The sequence below is a fragment of the Arthrobacter sp. P2b genome (assembly GCF_900168295.1).
Lineage (GTDB): Bacteria > Actinomycetota > Actinomycetes > Actinomycetales > Micrococcaceae > Arthrobacter.
Map to the genome: position 1 here is coordinate 92347 of NZ_FVZL01000010.1, position 17819 is coordinate 110165.

The following is a 17819-nucleotide window of genomic DNA, read 5'->3' on the forward strand; positions in this document are numbered from 1 at the left end:
TGATCGTCCTGGCGGTTAAGGCGTGCAGGTGGGCGGCGTTCCCGGGGTCTCGCCGGGGGCACAAGCGGGCAGGGTCAGCCGGGGCGAAGGAGCAGATTGGGCGGTGGTGGGCGACGCAGTCTGGACCGGAACTGGAGCGCTGCTGGTCGTGGCCGGTGGCGGTGCCACGGCGTAAGTTACGGTGATGGGCGATCCCACAGGCAAGGGACCAGTCGGGTTTAGCCCCACTACCCTTCCCGGTGCGGCCTCGCTGGTTTGCAGCGGCTCCACCGTCACGGCAAGCCCCAGGTTTGACAGCTCCGACTGGACCTGGCGGTAATCCTTGCCCAGGTAAGCAGCAGGTATCACGTTGACAGTCTCCGGCGTGGGCTCCTGCGTGGGCGTCGGCGTATTCCGCGTTTGGGTTGGAGTGGGAGTTGGTGTTGCGCTGGTGGGGGTTGCGCTCGTGGCGGGCGGGCTGCTGGACGGCGCGCTGGACGTGGCGTTATTGGAGGGGAAGAGGACTCCCTGCTGGTTCAGGAAAAACCCCACCAGGGCGAACAGCACCAGCAGGATCAGCGCGATCAGCGGCCAAGTCCACGGGCTGCGGCCGCGACGTTCAGGCTCATCGGCGGGCTCGTCGTCGTACGTTGTTTCTTCCGGAACCCACGTACGCTCAGCGGCCAAGGCATTCGCGCGGGCCAGCTGGCTCTGGGGGCCCTCCGGATCAACCGCCGAGGCACCGGCAGCGCCGGCTGCCACCCCGGCAGCTGCACCGGCCGCGCCGGCACCAAGCACCGGCAAGGCAGACGTGGGAGTTGGTGATGAATCCCGTGAGGCGCCGATGATTCCGGTCGGTGCCGTGGCTGTATCCACAGGGGCAGTAATGGGGCCCGTATCCGGGGCGTCAAAAAGCAGCATGCCGGGGACGGCGGCGCGCGCGGCGCTGACGTCGCCGTTGCGGATGGCTTCGGCGGCTTCGGCCAGCTTGATGGCGTTGGCCGGCCGGTCCTTGGGATCCTTGGCCAGCATGGACATCAGGAGGGCACGTACCGGCGTGGGCAGGGTTTCCGGCAGCGGCGGCGGAGCATCGTTGACCTGGGCCAGGGCGATGGCGATCTGCGATTCCCCAGAAAAGGGGCGGTGCCCGCTGAGGCATTCATAGCCAATGACGCCCAGGGAGTAGATGTCCGAGGATCCCGTGGCGGTCTGGCCCGTTGCCTGCTCGGGAGCGAGGTACTGGGCGGTGCCCATGACCTGGCCCGTCTGGGTGAGGGGCACCTGGTCGGCAAGGCGGGCAATGCCGAAGTCCGTGACTTTGACTCGCCCTTCGGGCGTGATCAGCAGGTTGCCCGGCTTGATGTCGCGGTGCACGAGGCCCTGGGCGTGGGCCACGGACAGGGCACGGGCGGTCTGCGCGATGATGGACAGGGTCCGGTCCGGGGACAGCACCTGCTCGTGTTCGATGATGCTGCTCAGCGGTTGGCCCGGAACGAGTTCCATGACCAGGTAGGCCGAGCCTTCTTCCTCGCCGTAGTCAAAGACATTGGCGATGCCCACATGGTTCAGGAGTGCTGTGTGGCGGGCCTCCGCACGGAAACGCTGAAGGAACCCGGGATCACCCGTGTATTCCTCCTTCAGCACCTTGATGGCGACGATGCGGCCCAGGACGAGGTCTTTCGCCTTCCAGACTTCCCCCATGCCGCCGATCGCGATCCGCGTGGTCAGCTGGAATCTGCCGCCGAGGGTGATTCCGGTTGTAGGCCTCACTTATTCAACACCGCCTCAAAAATTCTCTTCGCGTTCGGACTGGTCAGCTGTGCGCCGGTGGTGATGTCTACGCCCTCCATGACGATCGTGACACCCACCTGCGGGTTGTTTGCGGGGGCAAATCCGGTAAACCAGGAGTTGTTGCTCCCGTTGCCCAGTTCGGCGGTTCCGGTCTTTCCCGCCACCTGGACACCGGGAACGGCGGCCCGGTTCGCGATGCCTTCGCTGACCGCACTCACCATCCATTCCGTGATCTGGTTGGCGATGTCCGGGGTGGTGGAGGTCCGCAGGGACTTCGGCTGCGGTTCGTCAATCACCCGCAGGTCCGGAGACCGCAGGGTCTTGATGAGGGTGGGCTGCATCTGGACGCCGTCGTTCGCGATCGCGGCAGTCATCATGGCCACCTGCAGGGGCGTGGCACGGACGTCCTTCTGGCCGATGACGGACTGCGCCAGCCCGGGGCCGTCGAGGTCGTCGGGGAAGGTGTTGCCTCTGGCATAGTCCAGCTTCAGCTGGTCGCCCATGTCCTGGCCGAAACCAAACTTCTCCGCCTGTTCGGCGATGGCGTCCCGTCCCAGGTCCAGGGCAATGCTTGCGAAGGGGGTGTTGCAGGACTGCTGGAGCGCGAAAGCGAAGCTGGCCGTGTCCCGGGTATAGCAGTTTCCGCCCGCATAGTTGGGCAGGCGGTACTGGATGCCTTCGAACGGGAGTTCCGCAGGGTTGGGCAGCACGCTGTCCTTGTTGTACTTGCCGGATGCAAGGGCCGCTGCGGTGTCCACCAGCTTGAACACGGATCCGGGGGCGAGCTGTTCACCGGTGGGTCCGCTGACGTTCGGGTTCAGGTTGATTCCGGGAACCTTGATCAGTTCATCCATGCTGGCGTCAGCCGCGGTGAGGTCCTGGGTGGCCACCAGGTTCGGATTGTAGGAGGGCTTGGACACCATGGCCAGGATGGCGCCGGTCTTGGGGTTGGTGACCACGATGGATCCGCGCTGCCCGTCCGGGATCAGGCTGTAGGCGAGCTGCTGGATTTCGGGGTCGATGGTGAGTTCCACGGACGCACCCTTGGGCTGGTTGCCGAGGAACAGCTGCCCCACCCGGTCCAGGAACAGCTGGTCGGACTCGCCGGCCAGCTCGCTTCCAATCGATTGCTCCAGGGCGGTGGCACCAAAATTCTGCGAGAAGTAACCGGTGATGCCCGCGTACAGTTCCGGCTGCGGGTACGTGCGCTGGAAGGCGCAGGTCTCCGAACCGGTCTCCACGGACTCTGCCACGGGTGATCCACCCACGATGATGGCGCCGCGGTCGTTGCAGAAGCTTTGCAGGACAGCGCGCTGGTTCCAGGGGTTCGCCTTGAGTTCGTCGGCGCCGATTACCTGGACATAGCTGATGGCCCCGAAGATGAGGACAAACATGGCGATGGCCGCCACCCATGAATGCCGTATTGCCTGGTTCACAGGTGCTTCACCGCCTCGGTAGGAGTATCAATGCCGGTTGCTTCAGAACCCTTGCCAGCAGGCAAGGGAGTGGTGTCCACAGGGCCGCGGGCTGTATGCGAAATCATCAGCAGCAGGCCAACAATGATCCAGTTGGCCAGAAGGGAAGAACCGCCGGCCGCCAGGAACGGCGTGGTCAGGCCCGTCAGGGGGATCAGGCGGGTCACACCGCCGATCACCACAAAGCACTGCAGCGCCACCGCGAAGGACAGGCCGCACGCCAGGAGTTTCCCGAACGCGTCCCGGGTGCCCAGCGCAGCGCGGAAGCCGCGCGTGAACAGCAGGAGGTACATCAGGACGACGGCGAAGAGGCCAATCAGCCCCAGCTCCTCGCCCAGGGAGGCAATGATCATGTCGCTGTTGGCGAAGGGAACCAGGTCGGGGCGCCCCTGGCCCAGCCCGGTGCCCACCAGGCCGCCGTTGGCCATGCCGAACAACCCCTGGATGATCTGCCGGCTTCCGCCGGGAAAGCGGTCGTAGACCTCTGGCGTGAAAGCGTTGAGCCAGCCGTCGATGCGCAGCTGCACGTGCGAGAACACTTGGGCTGCCACGAACCCGCCGCCCGCGATGAGGGCCAGGCCGATGACTACCCAGCTGATCCGGCTGGTGGCCACGTAGATCATCACGATGAACAGGCCGAAGAACAGGATGGAGGAGCCCAGGTCGCGCTGGAAGATGAGCACGCCGATGCTGACCAGCCACGCCGTGATCATGGGACCCATGTCCTTGAACCGCGGGAACTGGAGGGGCCCGATCTTCCGGCCCGCCAGCAGGATGAGGTCGCGGTTCGAGGAAAGATACCCGGCAAAGAATATGGCCAGGGTGATCTTGGCGACCTCACCGGGCTGGAACGTCATGGGGCCCAGCCTGATCCACACCCGGGCGCCCAGGATCTCGCCGGCGCTGATGCCGGGAACCAGCGGCAGGATGAGCAGCAGTGCACTGGCCGCAAGGGAGATGAAGGTAAACCGGCGCAGGATCCGGTGGTCTTTAAGGAACCAGATCACGGCAATGGCCACGGCCATCGCAATCAGGGTCCAGCGCAGCTGGTTGTTGCCGGTGTCGTCGCCCGGCGCGTCCAGCCGGTGGATCATGGCAAGGCCAATACCGTTCAGGGCGACCACCAGCGGAAGTATTACCGGGTCAGCATATTTAGCGCGGAAGCGGAGGACGCCGTGGAAGACCAGCGCGGCTACGGCCAGGAGGCTGGATTGGAACCAGAAATCGGAGTCAAAGGCCTTCTCCTGGTCCACGCCCACCAGCATGTTCGCGCCGATGCCGATGGTGAGGGCCAGCAGGAGCAATGCAAGCTCCACATTGCGGCGTGGTTTCGGAGTAGTGCTGAGCTGGCTCATTGGCCCACCTCGCAGGTAACAGTGGGAGTGGGTGAGGGGGACGGGCTTGCCGGAGTAGAGGCAGATGCCTCGGCAGCGGGGCTGGCCGCCGGATCCGTCGGTGTTGGGGCGGGAGCGGACGGCGTAGCGGGGGCGGAAGCCGACGCCGTGGGGCACCCCTCCTCCGGCGACGTGGTGCCGGTGAGCTCCAGGTTCTTTACGATCCGCTGGGCGTCATAAAGGTCATTGGCCGGAACGGTCTGGCGGACCCGCTGCTGGGAGAACGGAGGCAGGGAACTCATCGGGAGTTCCGTGACAGTTTCAAGGCGGGACAACTGGATGGGCCCGAGCCGCTGGGACACGCCGTTGTAGATGGCTACGCGCGAATCGAACTCTCCCACGTAGTAGCGGGTCTGGGTCCAGGCATAGCCCAGCCACAGTCCGACGCCAAGAACCAGGAGGACCAGGCCGGCAATGGACCAAGTAATCCACCGGCGGGGCTTCAGCGGGACGAGGGTTTCGTCCTCGTCGCCCTGTGCCGGTTCTGCCTTGTGGGTGAGGAGGGTGGCCGCCCGTCGAGCGACGGTGCGTCCGCCGATGGTGGGGATGGAGCCGGTCTCGGCCGCCGAGGCCGCAGCCCCCACAAGTTCATGGGGACGCGAGGACAATTCTTCCCGGAGGACCTCTGCGGTCAGATGTTCACCCAGGTGGGGGTCGGTGGAAGCCGGCTCCACAACGCTGGACCCTGACCTTTCCGAAGCCGGCTCCGCTGCGCTGTCCGCATCGGGCTCGCCGTCGTCCTCGGACTGGTTCCCGGCAGGTGCGCCGGGAGCCTCAGCCGCGGCAGCGGGCTTGGCGGCGCCGACGGAAGGGATGACGTCGACGGCGGCCGTGCTGACGTCGTCGGGCGTTTCCTCCACGATCTCCACCATCACGACGGTGACGTTGTCCGGGGATCCCGCTTCAAGGGTGAGGTCAACGAGGGTTTCCACGCACTCGCGGAGGTCCTTGGTTTCCTTGACGGTGCGCTCCACGGCATGGCCGGCGACGTAGTTGAGGCCGTCGGAGCAGAGCAGCCAGCGGTCGCCCGGCTTCACGTCCAGGGTGTCCAGGTCCAACTCGGGGCTGGCATCAACATCGCCGAGCACGCGCATCAGGACATTCTTGTGCGGGTGCGTTTCCGCTTCCTCGGGCTTGAGCCTGCCTTCGTCAATGAGCCGCTGCACAAAGGTGTGGTCAATGCTGACCTGCTCGAACTCGCCGTCCCGGAGGCGGTACGCCCGGGAGTCGCCGATGTGGGCGAAGTGCAGTTTGCCCTCGGCCAGCAGGAGGGCGGTGACCGTGGTGCCCATGCCCGCCAGCTTGGGGTTGATGTGCACGAGTTCGGAGAGCAGGGAGTTCGCCGTCTGGATCTCGTCGGCCAGGATGGTGCCGGCGTCGCCGTCGTAGTCATCGCGGTCCAGATGGATCATGTCCAGGACGGTGGCGGCGGAGGCGACATCACCGCCGGCATGGCCGCCCATGCCGTCAGCCACCACGGCGAGGTGGCGCCCGGCGTAGGCGGAGTCGTCGTTTTTGGAGCGGATCCGGCCGACGTCGGACCGGGCGGCGAACCGCATGATGAGGGGCCGCTCCGCGGGCTTTTGCCCGTTAGCGGGGTTCTCGGGGACGGCCACGGCTATGGCCTCAATTCAATGACCGTCTTGCCGATTCTCACAGGTACGCCTGGCTCAACGGGCAGGGCACGGGTAAGTTGCTGGTCCGCCAGGTAGGTTCCGTTGGTGGAGCCCAGGTCTTCGATGAACCAGCGGCTGCCCTGCGGGAACAGCCTGGCGTGACGGCCGGAGGCGTAGTCGTCCTCGAGTACCAGGGTGGCCTCCTGCGCCCGTCCCAGGAGGATGGGGCTGGCAGCCAGCGGAAGGGTGGTTCCCTTCAGCGGACCCTCCACCACAACCAGTTGCCGGGCCTGCTGCTTTACGGGCTGCGGCGGGGCCTCGGCGAGTTCAGGATTCTTGCGGACCTGGCGGGCAGTGGGTGCCCCGGCAGCAGCCTTGCGACCCACCATGAGGTCGCGGCGCATCGCCGACACAATGCTGAAGATCAGAACCCAGAGGAGCAGCAGGAAGCCAAACCGCAGCGCGGTGATGGTCAGGTCGCTCATGCGTTGCCACCAGGGCTGGCAGGAAGCAGGCGGAAGATGATCTTTGTCCGTCCCATTGTGATGGTGGATCCGTCAGTAAGTTCGGTACTTCCGGAAACCTTTTGCCCGTTGACGTAGCTTCCATTGGTGGAGCCCATGTCCACGGCGCTCGTGACGCCGTTTGCGGTGCGGATTTCCAGGTGCCGGCGTGAAACCCCGGTGTCTTCGACGTGGATGTCGGCCTCCGAGGACCTGCCCAGCACGATGGACGGGGCGTTCAGTGAGTAACGCTGCCCGTCGATGTCCAGTACGGGCTGCAGCCTGACGGGCTGGCGGCTGGGGGCGGCCGGAAGGTTGGGGCGGGCCGGTGGATTGCCGGGGGCACCTGTCGATTTTTCGGTCGAGGAGGCGATTTCGAAGTCCCCGGCGCGCAGTTCCGCATCGCGGCGGAATGAGATCCGCACGGAGCCCTGCAGGGTGTAGCCCTGGCTGCGCACGTGGTTGATCACAACATCGCACAGTTCTTCTGCAAGCGGAGTGCCCCATTCCTGGGCCCGGCGGAAGTCGTCGTCACTGAGCCGGACGTCAAAGACGTTCGGTACCAGTGTCCGTCCAGCCGCTACCGTGAGGGATTTGTGGTCCACTTCGCGGCGGAGCCGGCTGGCGATCTCCACGGGTTCAACCTGGGCCTTTGAGCCGGTGGAGAAGACGCCCCGGACAGCCTTTTCAATGCCGCGTTCAACTTTGTCCAGCAGTCCCATGGTTCTTCTCCTTTCCCCCCGCGTGCGGGGCCGTTTGCGTACCGGAACCCCACTTGCCGTGCAGTTCACAACTCAACAGTGCGCCTGCCTGCAGCAGCCGCCTCTACATCCGATACTACTGGGCAGGCCTGTGAATGACCTTAATCCACAACGGCCGGGCGCCGGGAAAAGTTCAGTTTTCCTGGACGGCCGGCCCTGGGTTGGCACCGGTTGCCGCGGCACGAAAGGGCCTCTTTTCGTTGCGTTGAACCGGGCTTCCGGAGCCCTTCCGGACCCCGATTGGTGTTTTTCCGCATCAGTCCGTTATGCTTGATCTCGCTGCTTTTGCAAGACTGCGGATCCGGGAAACCGACCATTGTCAGGCGAAAGAAGTTGCGCGCGAGTGGCGGAACGGCAGACGCGCTGGCTTCAGGTGCCAGTATCCGAAAGGGTGTGGGGGTTCAAATCCCCCCTCGCGCACGCAAATGAAAGAGCCCCGGTCTTAGGACCGGGGCTCTTTTGCATTCTCCAGGGGTGCCGGACCTAAGCTCGTTCGCAGATCCGGGCCTTGATGGTCCGGATTCGCGAACAAGCTTAGGTTTCGGCAGGGGAGGCTCACCCCGGCAAAGGCTAGGGGCGCGCGGAAGCCTTGAACCGGCGTCGGGAGTTGGCCAGGTGGCTGCGCATGGCGGCCGCGGCAGCTGCCTCATCGCCGTCGGCAATGGCGTCCGCGATGGAGCGGTGTTCCTGCACCACCTGGTCGAAGTGGTCCCGGGCGTAATGCTCGACGTCGGTCATCAGCCGGGTGCGGGGCATGGCGATCATGGTCTGGCCGAGCGCGGCGAGGCAGTCCGAGTAAAAGGGGTTGCCCGATGCCGCGGCCACGGCCCGGTGGAATTCGAAGTCTGACTTCATGGCGTGGGCCGGATGTCCGGCGCTGGCCGTGAACTCCTCAAGCGCCGAGGTCACCGCCCGCAGTTGGCGCTCGGAGTGGTTGCGGGCAGCCAGCGCGGCGGCTTCCGTTTCTACCCCCATCCGGAATTCCAGCATGTGCAGCCGGTCCTCGGTGGTGGCTACCGGACGGGCCCCCGGCGCTGCCGAGGGCCCTTCGGAGGGCGGAGTAAGGGCAAAGCTGCCGCGTCCCCGCTCCGTTTCCACGAGCCCTTCGGCCTGGAGCCGGGTAAGGGCGGCGCGGACCACGGTGCGGCTGACGCCGAAATCACTGATCAGCGTGTTTTCGCTCGGAAGCTTCTCGCCTGGCTGGATCACGCCGTCAACAATGCGGTTTCGAAGGTCGGCGGCGAGGTCCGCGGTGAGGTTCCGGCTCATGGCTTCAAGATTACGCGCCGAACTCCACGGACTCGGTTGTCCAGGCGCGGGCCTGGTCGCTGAGGGTGACGCCGAGGCCGGGGCGGTCCGGGACGATCATCCGGCCGTTCTTGGTTTCGAGGCGCTCGTTGAACAGCGGATCAAGCCAGTCGAAGTGCTCAACCCACGGCTCGCGCGGGTAGGCGGCGGCGAGGTGGAGGTGGATTTCCATGGCGAAGTGCGGGGCCAGGCCCAGGCCGCGTTCGTCGGCAAGGGCGGCCAGGCGCAGGAACTGGGTAATGCCGCCGACGCGCGGGGCGTCCGGCTGGATGATGTCGCAGCCGTTCGCGGTGATGAGGCCCTTGTGCTCCGCCACGGAGGCGAGCATTTCACCGGTGGCGATGGGTGTGTCCAGGACCTGGGCCAGGTGGGCGTGGCCTTCGAAGTCGTAGGCATCCAGGGGTTCCTCGATCCAGATGAGGTTGAACTCCTCGAGCTGCCGGCCCATGCGGAGGGCGGTGGCGCGGTCCCATTGCTGGTTGGCGTCCACCATCAGCGGGACGTCCCAGCCGATGTGCTCGCGGATCCCAGCAACGCGGCGGAGGTCCTCCTTGCTGTCCGGGAGGCCCACCTTGATCTTGATGCCGCCGATGCCTTCTTCAATGGACTGGGTGGCGCGGGCCTTGACCTCGTCGAGCGTGGCATTGAGGAAGCCGCCGGAGGTGTTGTAGGTCTGGACGGAGTCGCGGTAGGAGCCGAGGAACTTGGCAAGCGACAGGCCTGCACGCTTGGCCTTGAGATCGTAAAGGGCTATGTCAATGGCAGCCAGCGCCTGGGTGGCGACGCCGGAGCGGCCCACCGAAGCGCCTGCCCAGAGCAGCTTGGTGTAGATCTTGGCGATGTCGTTGGGGTCCTCGCCGATGATGCCCTCGGCCACTTCCTTGGCGTGGGCGTATTGGGCGGGACCGCCGGCGCGCTTGGAGTAGCTGAAGCCGACGCCGGTGTGTCCCAGTTCGGTGGTGATCTCGGCGAAGAGGAAGACCACCTCGGTCATGGGTTTCTGCCGGCCGGTGAAGACCTTGGCGTCACTGATGGGAACAGTGAGGGGAAGGCGGGCGGTGGACAGCTTGACGTGCCGGATCAGGTCAACGGTGCTCATGGATTCTCCTAAAGGCGGGGCTGGGCTCCTTCGCCCACACCCTTAGGATATAAGTTACTAACTTGTATTACAAGTGTTTCCAGGGCCCTTACCCCTAATTGCCGGAATAACCATGTCCCCGGACGCCGGCGATAACTACACTGGGACGCATGACCGGGCACGAACCGGCTCCGTCCGGGGCCGCTGAAGCTCACGACGGCGGCGCGAACCTTTCGGAGGAAGCGGCGGCACCATTCAGCCAGGGTGGGGAAGACCGCCCAACCGATCCTGCCGCCGTCGACACGTCCCTGCGGAGCCCGGAACAGCGGTCCCGCACCGTCACGGGAATCCTGGTGAACACCGCGCTGGCCAACATCACCACCAGCTACCTGTGGTTCGCCCTGACATTCTGGGTGTACCTGGAGACCCGCAACGTCATTGCCACCGGGGTAATCGGCGGCGCGTACATGCTCCTGATCGCCCTTTCCAGCATCAGCTTCGGCACCTTCGTGGACCGCTACCGGAAACTGGCCGTGATGCGCTTCGCCGCGGGCTTCACCCTGGTGATGTTCGTGCTGTCCGGAGTCATGTTCCTGCTGACGCCCACGCCCCGGCTGCTGGACCTGACGCAGCCGTGGTTCTGGATTTTCACCATGATCATCCTGGTGGGCGCGGTGGTGGAGAACATGCGCAACGTCGCCCTCTCCACCACGGTCACCATCCTCATCGAACCGGACCGCCGGGCCAACGCCAACGGCATGGTGGGCATGGTGCAGGGGCTCGCGTTTATCGTCACCTCGGTGCTCTCCGGCCTGTCGGTGGGGCTGCTGGGCATGGGCTGGACGGTGGTCGTCGCCGTCGTCCTCACTGTGCTGGCCTTCGCGCACCTGCTGACCCTGCGGATGCCGGAGGAAGTACGCGTTGCCGCCACCGACGCCCACGGTGCGTTTGACCTGCGCGGGTCCATCGCAGCCGTTATGGCCATCACCGGACTGTTCGCGCTGATCCTGTTCTCCACGTTCAACAACTTCATCGGCGGCGTCTACATGGCGCTGATGGATCCGTACGGCCTCGAAATGTTCCCCGTGGAGGTGTGGGGAGCCGTCTTCGCGTTGGGTTCCACCGGGTTCATCATCGGCGGCGCCCTGATCGGCAAGTTCGGACTTGGCGCCAACCCGCTCCGCAGCCTGCTTCTCGCGGTGGTGGTGATGGGGTTCCTTGGCGCCGTATTCACCATCCGGGAGTGGGCGTGGCTCTACATCGCCGGCATCTGGCTGTACCTGATCCTGATTCCTGTGGTGGAGGCGGCCGAGCAAACGGTCATCCAGCAGGTGGTGCCGCTGAACCGGCAGGGCCGCGTGTTCGGGTTCGCCATGGCCTTCGAGTCCGCGGCGGCGCCGATCACCGCGTTCCTCATCGCACCGATCGCCCAGTTCTGGATCATTCCGTACGCGCGGTCGGAGGAAGGATCTGCGCAACTTGCCCCGCTGCTGGGCGAAGGCGTTTCACGCGGCATCGCGCTGGTGTTCCTGATCGCCGGGATCATCATGATTGCCGCCGCGCTGCTCGCCTTCCTGACCCCGGTGTACCGCCGTGTTTCAGCCACCTATGCCCAGGCCGCCGCGGAGAATGCCAGCGACACCGCGGCCGGTAACGGCAGCGACGCCGACGCCGGCACCATCAGCGAGCGGGATGCCGCGCCCCGTCCGCCGGCCGGGTAAAAAAGGCTTCAGCCCCGCAGGGCCCCCAGACCGGAAATCAGCGCCTCCAGTCCCAGGCTGAACGCCGTGTCCGCCGGACGTTCCGACGACGGCGGCCCGCCCAGGCTGCGTACGGCGGCGGTGAAGTGCGGGGTTGATTCAGCCATGGTGCCGGGCTCGAAGATGTCCTCCGGCGCGGTGACGTCGTACGCGGAGCCGAAGATGAAGGACTCCAACGCCACGATCGATGACACAACCCGCGACTCGGGAAAACCGGCGTCGAGGAAGCCCTTGCTGATGGCCTCATACATCGCCAGGGTCTGCGGCGCGTCCGTCACGGGCAGCACGGCAATCACCGGAATCAGCGGCGTATGCTCGGCGAACACATTCCGGTAGCTCCACGCCCAGGTCCGCACGGCCTCCTCCCACACCGAAGCGCCGAACCCGGAGACGTCCACCAGGGACATAAGGTGGTCCTCCACCAGGAGCAGCACGTCCCGCTTGGATGCCACGTGGTTGTACAGGGCCGAAGGGGCGACGTCCAGCTGTTTGGCCAGGGCGGCCATGGTCAGCCCGTCGTAGCCTTTCCGGCTGACGAGCTCCAATGCGGCGGCGGTGATACCGGTTTTGTCCAGCACGGCGGCCGAGGGCCTGCCGGCGCGCCGCCGCCGTGTCTCGGCATTGCCGGACCCATTCGCGGCGGCGGTCCCGGTGGCGCGCCCCTGTGTGGCTGATACTGCCGGCATTCCCGCCCTTTCTTTGGTGGTCTCCAGCATTATTCCACCCGGGCACTTCCGGTCCCTGCCAAGAGCCGCTATAGTTCTAATAAATGAATGGCATTCATTTAGTGGTCCCGGTCACCTGACGGGCCGCAGAAAGGACATCATGCTGAACCTGAACCGCGACGTTGTGGTCGTTGGAGCCGGGCCGTCCGGATTGACCGCGGCACGTGAACTGAAAAAGGCCGGCCTTACCGTCGCCGTGCTCGAGGCCCGTGACCGCGTGGGCGGCCGCACCTGGACCGACACCGTGGACGGGGCCATGCTGGAGATCGGCGGCCAATGGGTCTCGCCGGACCAGACCGTACTCCTGGAGCTCCTGGACGAGCTGGGCCTCAAGACCTACCCCCGGTACCGCCAGGGCGAGTCCGTCTACATCGGCTCGGACGGCATTCCCGTTCGCTACACCGGCGACACCTTCCCGGTGGACCCCGCCACCGCCGTCGAAATGGACAGGCTGGTGGCACTGCTGGACGGGCTCGCGGCGGAGATCGGTGCCACCGAACCCTGGGCGCATCCCAAGGCGCGCGAGCTGGACACCATTTCCTTCCATCACTGGCTGCGGCAGAACTCCGCCAACGAGGAGGCCTGCAAGAACATCGGCCTGTTCATCGCCGGCGGCATGCTTACCAAGCCCGCGCACGCCTTCTCCGCACTGCAGGCTGTCCTGATGGCAGCCTCGGCCGGTTCCTTCACCCACCTCACGGACGAGGACTTCATCCTGGACCGGCGCGTGGTGGGCGGCATGCAGCAGGTTTCCCTGCTGCTGGCGCAGGAACTCGGCGACGACGTCGTCCTCAATACCCCCGTGCGCACCATCAACTGGGGGCCGGACGCGGACGGCGGCCACCGCGTCACCGTCGAATCAGAGCAGGCCACCGTCAATGCCCGGTTCGTGATCATGGCCGTGCCGCCCAACCTTTACTCACGAGTCTCCTTCAACCCGCCGCTGCCGCGCCGCCAGCACCAGATGCACCAGCACCAGTCCTTGGGGCTGGTCATCAAGGTCCACGCCGTCTACAGCAGGCCGTTCTGGCGTGACGCCGGGCTCTCAGGCACCGGCTTCGGCGCCGACGCCCTGGTGCAGGAGGTGTACGACAACACCAACTATGGCGATACCCGCGGCACCCTGGTGGGCTTCATCTCCGATGAAAAGGCCGACGCCGTGTTCGAGCTCAGTGCCGAAGACCGCAAGAAGGCCGTCCTCAACTCCATCGCCGGCTTCCTGGGCCAAGAGGCGCTGACGCCGGAGGTCTACTACGAGTCCGACTGGGGCTCGGAGGAATGGACCCGCGGCGCCTATGCCTCCAGCTACGACCTGGGCGGACTGCACCGCTATGGCAAGGACCAGCACGCCCCGGTCGGGCCCATCTACTGGTCCTCCTCCGACCTGGCGGCGGAGGGCTACCAGCACGTGGACGGCGCCATCCGGATGGGCCTTCGCACCGCCGCCCGGGTCGCCGAAAAAGCGAAAGTAGCTGTTCCTGCCGGGTGGTAAATAAGCATGCTTACTAATAGGCTGGCCGATGGGGAACGTCCCCGACCCCAGACGAAAGAGGTGAGGCATGACTGACGCCCAAAGCATCAGCAAGGTTACGGAAATCATCAACGATTCCAAGATCGGAATGTTGACCACCATCAACGAAGAGGGTGCCCTCGTCAGCCGTCCGCTGGCCGTCCAGGAAGTAAAGGACGACGGCGACATGTGGTTCTTCACCGGGCTCGGCACGTCGCAGGTTGCGCATGTCCGGGCCGACTCCCGCGTCAACGTCGCCTTTGGCAAGAACACCGAGTGGGTGTCGGTGGCAGGCCGGGCCGAGGTTGTGACGGACCGCGCCAAGATCCACGAGCTGTGGAACCAGGCGGTGGAGGCCTGGTTCCCGGACGGGCCGGACACCCCGGAGGTGTGCCTGCTCCACATCGACTCGGACTCGGCGGAGTACTGGACCAGCCCCGGCGGCACCGCCGCAACCGTGCTGCAGTGGGTGAAGTCCAAGGTCACCAACAGCCGCATGAGCGTCGGTGAAAGCGGCACGGTAGAGCTGTAGATTTACGTGAAACAAAGGCGGGGCAGCTGATGCTGCCCCGCCTTTCGCATGTTTCCGCTAAGGCGCGGGCGTCGCGGCGGGCTGACAGCCGGCTGCGCTACCCCTGGCCCGTCAGCGCCCCGAGGACTGCCGGCAGCAGCACGTCATTGCGTCCCCAGACCGGGTCCAGGATTTCCACGTACCAGGAATCGGCCAGCAGGAGTGCCAGGGCGTCATTTGTCTCGTCGGCCCAGTCACTGATCTGGTCGTCGTCCACGGGGTTCTCGCTGGACCCCAGCACGGTGGTTACTTCCGTTCCGGCCAACGTCACAGGAATGGCCGCGCTGCTGGCCTCACCGGGGGCGTGGGCCACGGTGACCAGTTCCGTCCGGGTGCTCAGTGCCAGCAATTCGCCGGCCAGGGAGGGACCGCAGAATCCCGTGACATACTGCCGCTGGGCCGCTGAAGCCGTGAGCAGGCCAGGCTGGGATTCCTTGGTGAAAAGGCCGTTCCGGTTCAGCTCTGCCAAAGCTCCGGCGATGGGACGCGTTTCCTCGTCGAAGCCCGCCGCCAGGTGACCCGGCTGGTAGGAGCTGCCACCCTCCAGCCACCGCGCGGTCAGCTCGCCGGCGGCTTCCAGGGTGGTGGCCTGCCGCCAGACTCCGCGGTCCTCCAGCAGCCGGCCGAACTGGTCACGTGCTGGTATTTCCTCTGGCTTCATCTTCGGATGCTATCCCCGCGGCCGCGGCCCCTTCCACCGGGACCGACACACCACTTAACGTCCGGCCCCCGATGTCCGCGGCCTAGGCCTGCTCGGCGGGAATTCCCGCTGCCCGCTCCGCAGCGGCGAGGGAGGCGGCCAGGCTGGTGACGGCGTCGGGATATCCCTGGTGCGGATTGCCGCGCAACTGGTCCGCAGCCTTCATGGCCTTGATGAGTGCGGACGTCTCCGGCAGCCGCACGTCCGTCAGGGACGGGTAGTCGATGCTGCAGGCAGGGTCCAGCTCGTAGCGCCGCCACCGGGCAATCAACGCATCATGCTGCGCCTGCGCTGCCAGGTGCGCCGATTCCAGCGCCTGGTAGTCACGCCGGGCGGCCCGCCGCGCCAGGTAACGGGGAGTGCCCCGGTAGGCGGCGATGCCGGCCGCCACGCCCGCGCCGCCCAGGAAAAGGCCGGTCCACGGCGACATCAGGGTGGGGATCAGCAGGGCTGGAACCGCAACGGCAGACCCCAGGAACAGGTCCCAGAACAGCTGGTCCGAGCGCTCAGCCTGGGTGTCCCCGCCGGCAAGGGCACGGCGGCGGACCACAAACACCGTCGCGGCAATGCTGGCCACCAGTACGGGACCGCAGAGCAGCAGCGCCCAGGCTCCCTGGATCAAACCCTCGAACATTTCCCCCATGGCTGCCACCTGACCTCCAGCGGACGCCCGGGCCGCGGATTCCCGGGCTGGTCATTCCATTGCACAGTGTCCGGGAACCAGCGTCAATGGGCTGGCGGATTCCAAGCCTGCACCCGGCCGGGGCACCCTTTCCGCTGTCAGTGCTGCCGCGTACCGTGGGGTCCATGAGACTTAAAATGTGCAGCATCCACGTCAAGGACCCCGCCGCAGCCCACGCCTTTTACACCGGCACCTTGGGCTTCGAGACCCTGATGGCCATGCCGGAGTACAACCTGTTCATCATCAAGGATCCAGGCACCAACGAACAGGGTGCTGACGCCGGGTCCGTGGGCCTTCTGCTTGAGCCCAGCGACAACCCGATCGGCGCCAATTACATGAATGCCCTCCATGACGCCGGGATGCCGGCCATCGTCTTCGGCGTCCCGGACGTGCAGGCGGAGTATGACCGGCTGCGGGAAGCCGGCGTGGTGTTCAAGGGTGAGCCGGCCGAGGACCCGTCCGGCATCAGCGCCGTGTTCGACGACGGCTGCGGCAACTTCGTCCAGCTGCACCAGGACTGATCCGTTAAACGCCAGAGGCTTGTTCGCGGATCCCACCCTTTAAGGTCCGGATCCGCGAACAAGCCTCTGATAGGAGGAGGGCTACTCCGCCTTGGCGCGGGCCTTCTTCGCTTCCTTCTTGGCGGCTTCTTCCTTCACGCGCTGGGCTTCGGCGCGCACCGCGGCGTGTGTGGCGCGCTCGGTGACCAGCCACTGCGGGGGAGCCTGCAGCAGCGCGGTGATTTCCGCCGTCGTCAGCGCTTCCTCAACGCCGCCGCGGGCCAGGCCGCTGATGGAGACGTTCAGTTTCTGCGCCACCACGGGACGGGGGTGCGGGCCGTTGCGGCGCAGTTCGGCGAGCCATTCCGGCGGGTTGGCCTGGAGTTCGGCGAATTCTTCCCGGGTGATGGTTGATTCCTGGAACTCCCGGGGTGTTGCGGGCAGGTAGATGCCAAGTTTCTTGGCAACGGTGGCCGGCTTCATGGACTGGGAGTTTGCAGAGGTCATGCTTCAAGGGTATCCGGGCGGACGGTACTGTGAAGACGTGCCCTCCGACAACATCTCCCCACCTGACGCTTCCACTGAGCCTGACGACTCCGCGGAGCAGGCTGCGCCCCGGACCCTCCGCATCGCCTACGTGGCAGGGGTTACGCCCGGAAAGTGGATCCGGCGGTGGGAAGAGCGCATGCCGGACATTCCCCTGCAGGCATTTATGCACGACGGCGGCACGAGCGTCGAGGCAGTGCGCGGCGGTTCCGCGGACATGGCCTTTGTCCGCCTCCCCATCGAGCGCGACGGCCTCAGTGTCATCCCCCTGTACGAGGAGCAGCCCGTGGTGGTGGCTCCCAAGGGCCACGAAATCTCGGTGTTCGAGGAAGTTGCCTACAACGATCTGGGGCAGGAAGCCTTCCTGGACGTCGACGCGCTGGGCGGGCCGGAACCGGCCCTCGAGGTGGTTGCCACCGGAGCCGGGCTGGTGATCCTGCCCATGTCCGTGGCCCGCCATTTCAATGTGAAGGACACCGTGGCGCGACGGCTTACCGGCGCACCCGCAACCGAAATTGCCCTCGTGTGGCCGGTGGATTCCACCGACGAGGTGCTGGAGGAATTCATCGGGATCGTCCGCGGCCGCACCGCGCAAAGCTCACGGCAGCCGTCGGCGCAGCCGGTCAAGGTGAAGAAGGAACCCAAACCGGACCGGCGCGGCAGCGGCACCAAGAAGGCGCCCAAGGTGGCCCAGCGCTACGCCCCCAACCCGGACAAGGGCCGCGGCAAGGGCTCACGCAAAAAGGGCAAGCGCTAACCGGACATGACAACAGGCCGGCTCCCGTGGGGGAGCCGGCCTGTCCTGTCTGCCTAGGACACCGTTTTAGGTGTTCTGGACGTGGTCCTTGGCGTCGGTGGCGCGGTCCTTGACGTCGGTGGCGGCGTGCTGGCCTTCGGCTTTGACGTTCTGGGCTGCGTCG

At 65.9% G+C, this 17819-nt stretch carries 17 protein-coding genes and 1 tRNA gene; 6 read left to right on the forward strand and 12 right to left on the reverse strand.

Annotated features, from left to right (window positions below):
• Positions 1 to 15 precede the first annotated feature (15 nt).
• From B5520_RS15420 to B5520_RS15445, 6 genes are read right to left on the reverse strand one after another with little or no spacing between them, the layout of a single operon-like run.
• On the reverse strand, positions 16 to 1749 hold the full coding sequence (locus B5520_RS15420; RefSeq protein WP_079597961.1) for a protein kinase domain-containing protein: 1734 nt from the start codon (positions 1747 to 1749) through the stop codon (positions 16 to 18).
• Positions 1746 to 3206, reverse strand: a complete 1461-nt coding sequence (locus B5520_RS15425; RefSeq protein WP_079597962.1) for a peptidoglycan D,D-transpeptidase FtsI family protein — start codon at positions 3204 to 3206, stop codon at positions 1746 to 1748. The genes B5520_RS15420 and B5520_RS15425 overlap by 4 nt, the downstream gene beginning before the upstream one ends.
• Positions 3203 to 4600 carry an FtsW/RodA/SpoVE family cell cycle protein gene (locus tag B5520_RS15430; protein ID WP_079597963.1) on the reverse strand — a complete coding sequence of 466 codons (1398 nt, stop codon included), beginning with the start codon at positions 4598 to 4600 and terminating at the stop codon, positions 3203 to 3205. The genes B5520_RS15425 and B5520_RS15430 overlap by 4 nt, the downstream gene beginning before the upstream one ends.
• Complete coding sequence (locus B5520_RS15435) at positions 4597 to 6255, reverse strand: PP2C family protein-serine/threonine phosphatase (protein ID WP_079597964.1); 1659 nt, start codon at positions 6253 to 6255, stop codon at positions 4597 to 4599. Before B5520_RS15435 ends, B5520_RS15430 begins: the two co-directional genes overlap by 4 nt.
• Before the next feature lie 2 nt (positions 6256 to 6257).
• Positions 6258 to 6740 carry an FHA domain-containing protein FhaB/FipA gene (locus tag B5520_RS15440; RefSeq protein ID WP_079597965.1) on the reverse strand — a complete coding sequence of 161 codons (483 nt, stop codon included), beginning with the start codon at positions 6738 to 6740 and terminating at the stop codon, positions 6258 to 6260.
• A complete protein-coding gene (locus B5520_RS15445; RefSeq protein WP_079597966.1) occupies positions 6737 to 7480 on the reverse strand; it encodes an FhaA domain-containing protein in 744 nt (247 codons plus the stop codon). The genes B5520_RS15440 and B5520_RS15445 overlap by 4 nt, the downstream gene beginning before the upstream one ends.
• A gap of 376 nt (positions 7481 to 7856) precedes the next feature.
• Here B5520_RS15445 and B5520_RS15450 point away from each other — a divergent pair.
• Positions 7857 to 7939, forward strand: a tRNA-Leu gene (locus tag B5520_RS15450).
• Between the two features lie 150 nt (positions 7940 to 8089).
• Here the strand turns inward: B5520_RS15450 and B5520_RS15455 are convergent.
• Both B5520_RS15455 and B5520_RS15460 read right to left on the reverse strand, forming a co-directional pair.
• Positions 8090 to 8788 (reverse strand): FadR/GntR family transcriptional regulator, encoded by a 699-nt coding sequence (locus B5520_RS15455; protein WP_079597967.1) that lies wholly within the window; start codon positions 8786 to 8788, stop codon positions 8090 to 8092.
• A 10-nt stretch (positions 8789 to 8798) separates the two neighbouring features.
• Positions 8799 to 9926: an L-talarate/galactarate dehydratase gene (locus tag B5520_RS15460; protein WP_079597968.1), complete on the reverse strand. Its 1128-nt coding sequence runs from the start codon at positions 9924 to 9926 to the stop codon at positions 8799 to 8801.
• A 149-nt stretch (positions 9927 to 10075) separates the two neighbouring features.
• On the opposite strand from B5520_RS15460, the gene B5520_RS15465 reads away from it, so the two are divergent.
• Complete coding sequence (locus tag B5520_RS15465; protein WP_079597969.1) at positions 10076 to 11626, forward strand: MFS transporter; 1551 nt, start codon at positions 10076 to 10078, stop codon at positions 11624 to 11626.
• Between the two features lie 8 nt (positions 11627 to 11634).
• Here the strand turns inward: B5520_RS15465 and B5520_RS15470 are convergent, their stop codons facing one another.
• Positions 11635 to 12351: a TetR/AcrR family transcriptional regulator gene (locus tag B5520_RS15470; protein ID WP_079597977.1), complete on the reverse strand. Its 717-nt coding sequence runs from the start codon at positions 12349 to 12351 to the stop codon at positions 11635 to 11637.
• A 139-nt stretch (positions 12352 to 12490) separates the two neighbouring features.
• On the opposite strand from B5520_RS15470, the gene B5520_RS15475 reads away from it, so the two are divergent.
• Together B5520_RS15475 and B5520_RS15480 are read left to right on the forward strand one after the other, a co-directional pair.
• On the forward strand, positions 12491 to 13882 hold the full coding sequence (locus B5520_RS15475) for a flavin monoamine oxidase family protein (protein WP_079597970.1): 1392 nt from the start codon (positions 12491 to 12493) through the stop codon (positions 13880 to 13882).
• Between the two features lie 67 nt (positions 13883 to 13949).
• Positions 13950 to 14432 (forward strand): pyridoxamine 5'-phosphate oxidase family protein, encoded by a 483-nt coding sequence (locus B5520_RS15480; RefSeq protein ID WP_079597971.1) that lies wholly within the window; start codon positions 13950 to 13952, stop codon positions 14430 to 14432.
• Between the two features lie 97 nt (positions 14433 to 14529).
• On the opposite strand, the gene B5520_RS15485 is transcribed toward B5520_RS15480, so the two are convergent.
• Both B5520_RS15485 and B5520_RS15490 read right to left on the reverse strand, forming a co-directional pair.
• The gene (locus B5520_RS15485) at positions 14530 to 15132 is read right to left on the reverse strand and encodes a DUF6919 domain-containing protein (RefSeq protein WP_079597972.1); all 603 of its coding nucleotides are present in this window, start codon (positions 15130 to 15132) and stop codon (positions 14530 to 14532) included.
• An 82-nt stretch (positions 15133 to 15214) separates the two neighbouring features.
• On the reverse strand, positions 15215 to 15814 hold the full coding sequence (locus tag B5520_RS15490) for a hypothetical protein (RefSeq protein ID WP_079597978.1): 600 nt from the start codon (positions 15812 to 15814) through the stop codon (positions 15215 to 15217).
• A gap of 164 nt (positions 15815 to 15978) precedes the next feature.
• Here B5520_RS15490 and B5520_RS15495 point away from each other — a divergent pair, with 164 nt between their 5' ends.
• Positions 15979 to 16374: a VOC family protein gene (locus B5520_RS15495; protein ID WP_079597979.1), complete on the forward strand. Its 396-nt coding sequence runs from the start codon at positions 15979 to 15981 to the stop codon at positions 16372 to 16374.
• Positions 16375 to 16455: 81 nt separating this feature from the next.
• Here the strand turns inward: B5520_RS15495 and B5520_RS15500 are convergent, their stop codons facing one another.
• Positions 16456 to 16860, reverse strand: a complete 405-nt coding sequence (locus B5520_RS15500) for a DUF5997 family protein (RefSeq protein ID WP_079597973.1) — start codon at positions 16858 to 16860, stop codon at positions 16456 to 16458.
• On the opposite strand from B5520_RS15500, the gene B5520_RS15505 reads away from it, so the two are divergent.
• Complete coding sequence (locus B5520_RS15505; RefSeq protein WP_254865591.1) at positions 16823 to 17656, forward strand: LysR family substrate-binding domain-containing protein; 834 nt, start codon at positions 16823 to 16825, stop codon at positions 17654 to 17656. The genes B5520_RS15500 and B5520_RS15505 overlap by 38 nt on opposite strands.
• Positions 17657 to 17819 lie beyond the last annotated feature (163 nt).

Excerpts from the sequence above, each read along its gene's own strand:
- B5520_RS15430 (WP_079597963.1), bottom strand. The coding sequence starts at position 4,600 with ATGAGCCAGCTCAGCACTACTCCGAAACCACGCCGCAATGTGGAGCTT.
- B5520_RS15440 (WP_079597965.1), bottom strand. The coding sequence starts at position 6,740 with ATGAGCGACCTGACCATCACCGCGCTGCGGTTTGGCTTCCTGCTGCTC.
- B5520_RS15445 (WP_079597966.1), bottom strand. The coding sequence starts at position 7,480 with ATGGGACTGCTGGACAAAGTTGAACGCGGCATTGAAAAGGCTGTCCGG.
- B5520_RS15455 (WP_079597967.1), bottom strand. The coding sequence starts at position 8,788 with ATGAGCCGGAACCTCACCGCGGACCTCGCCGCCGACCTTCGAAACCGC.
- B5520_RS15460 (WP_079597968.1), bottom strand. The coding sequence starts at position 9,926 with ATGAGCACCGTTGACCTGATCCGGCACGTCAAGCTGTCCACCGCCCGC.
- B5520_RS15465 (WP_079597969.1), top strand. The coding sequence starts at position 10,076 with ATGACCGGGCACGAACCGGCTCCGTCCGGGGCCGCTGAAGCTCACGAC.
- B5520_RS15470 (WP_079597977.1), bottom strand. The coding sequence starts at position 12,351 with ATGCCGGCAGTATCAGCCACACAGGGGCGCGCCACCGGGACCGCCGCC.
- B5520_RS15475 (WP_079597970.1), top strand. The coding sequence starts at position 12,491 with ATGCTGAACCTGAACCGCGACGTTGTGGTCGTTGGAGCCGGGCCGTCC.
- B5520_RS15480 (WP_079597971.1), top strand. The coding sequence starts at position 13,950 with ATGACTGACGCCCAAAGCATCAGCAAGGTTACGGAAATCATCAACGAT.
- B5520_RS15485 (WP_079597972.1), bottom strand. The coding sequence starts at position 15,132 with ATGAAGCCAGAGGAAATACCAGCACGTGACCAGTTCGGCCGGCTGCTG.
- B5520_RS15490 (WP_079597978.1), bottom strand. The coding sequence starts at position 15,814 with ATGGGGGAAATGTTCGAGGGTTTGATCCAGGGAGCCTGGGCGCTGCTG.
- B5520_RS15495 (WP_079597979.1), top strand. The coding sequence starts at position 15,979 with ATGAGACTTAAAATGTGCAGCATCCACGTCAAGGACCCCGCCGCAGCC.
- B5520_RS15500 (WP_079597973.1), bottom strand. The coding sequence starts at position 16,860 with ATGACCTCTGCAAACTCCCAGTCCATGAAGCCGGCCACCGTTGCCAAG.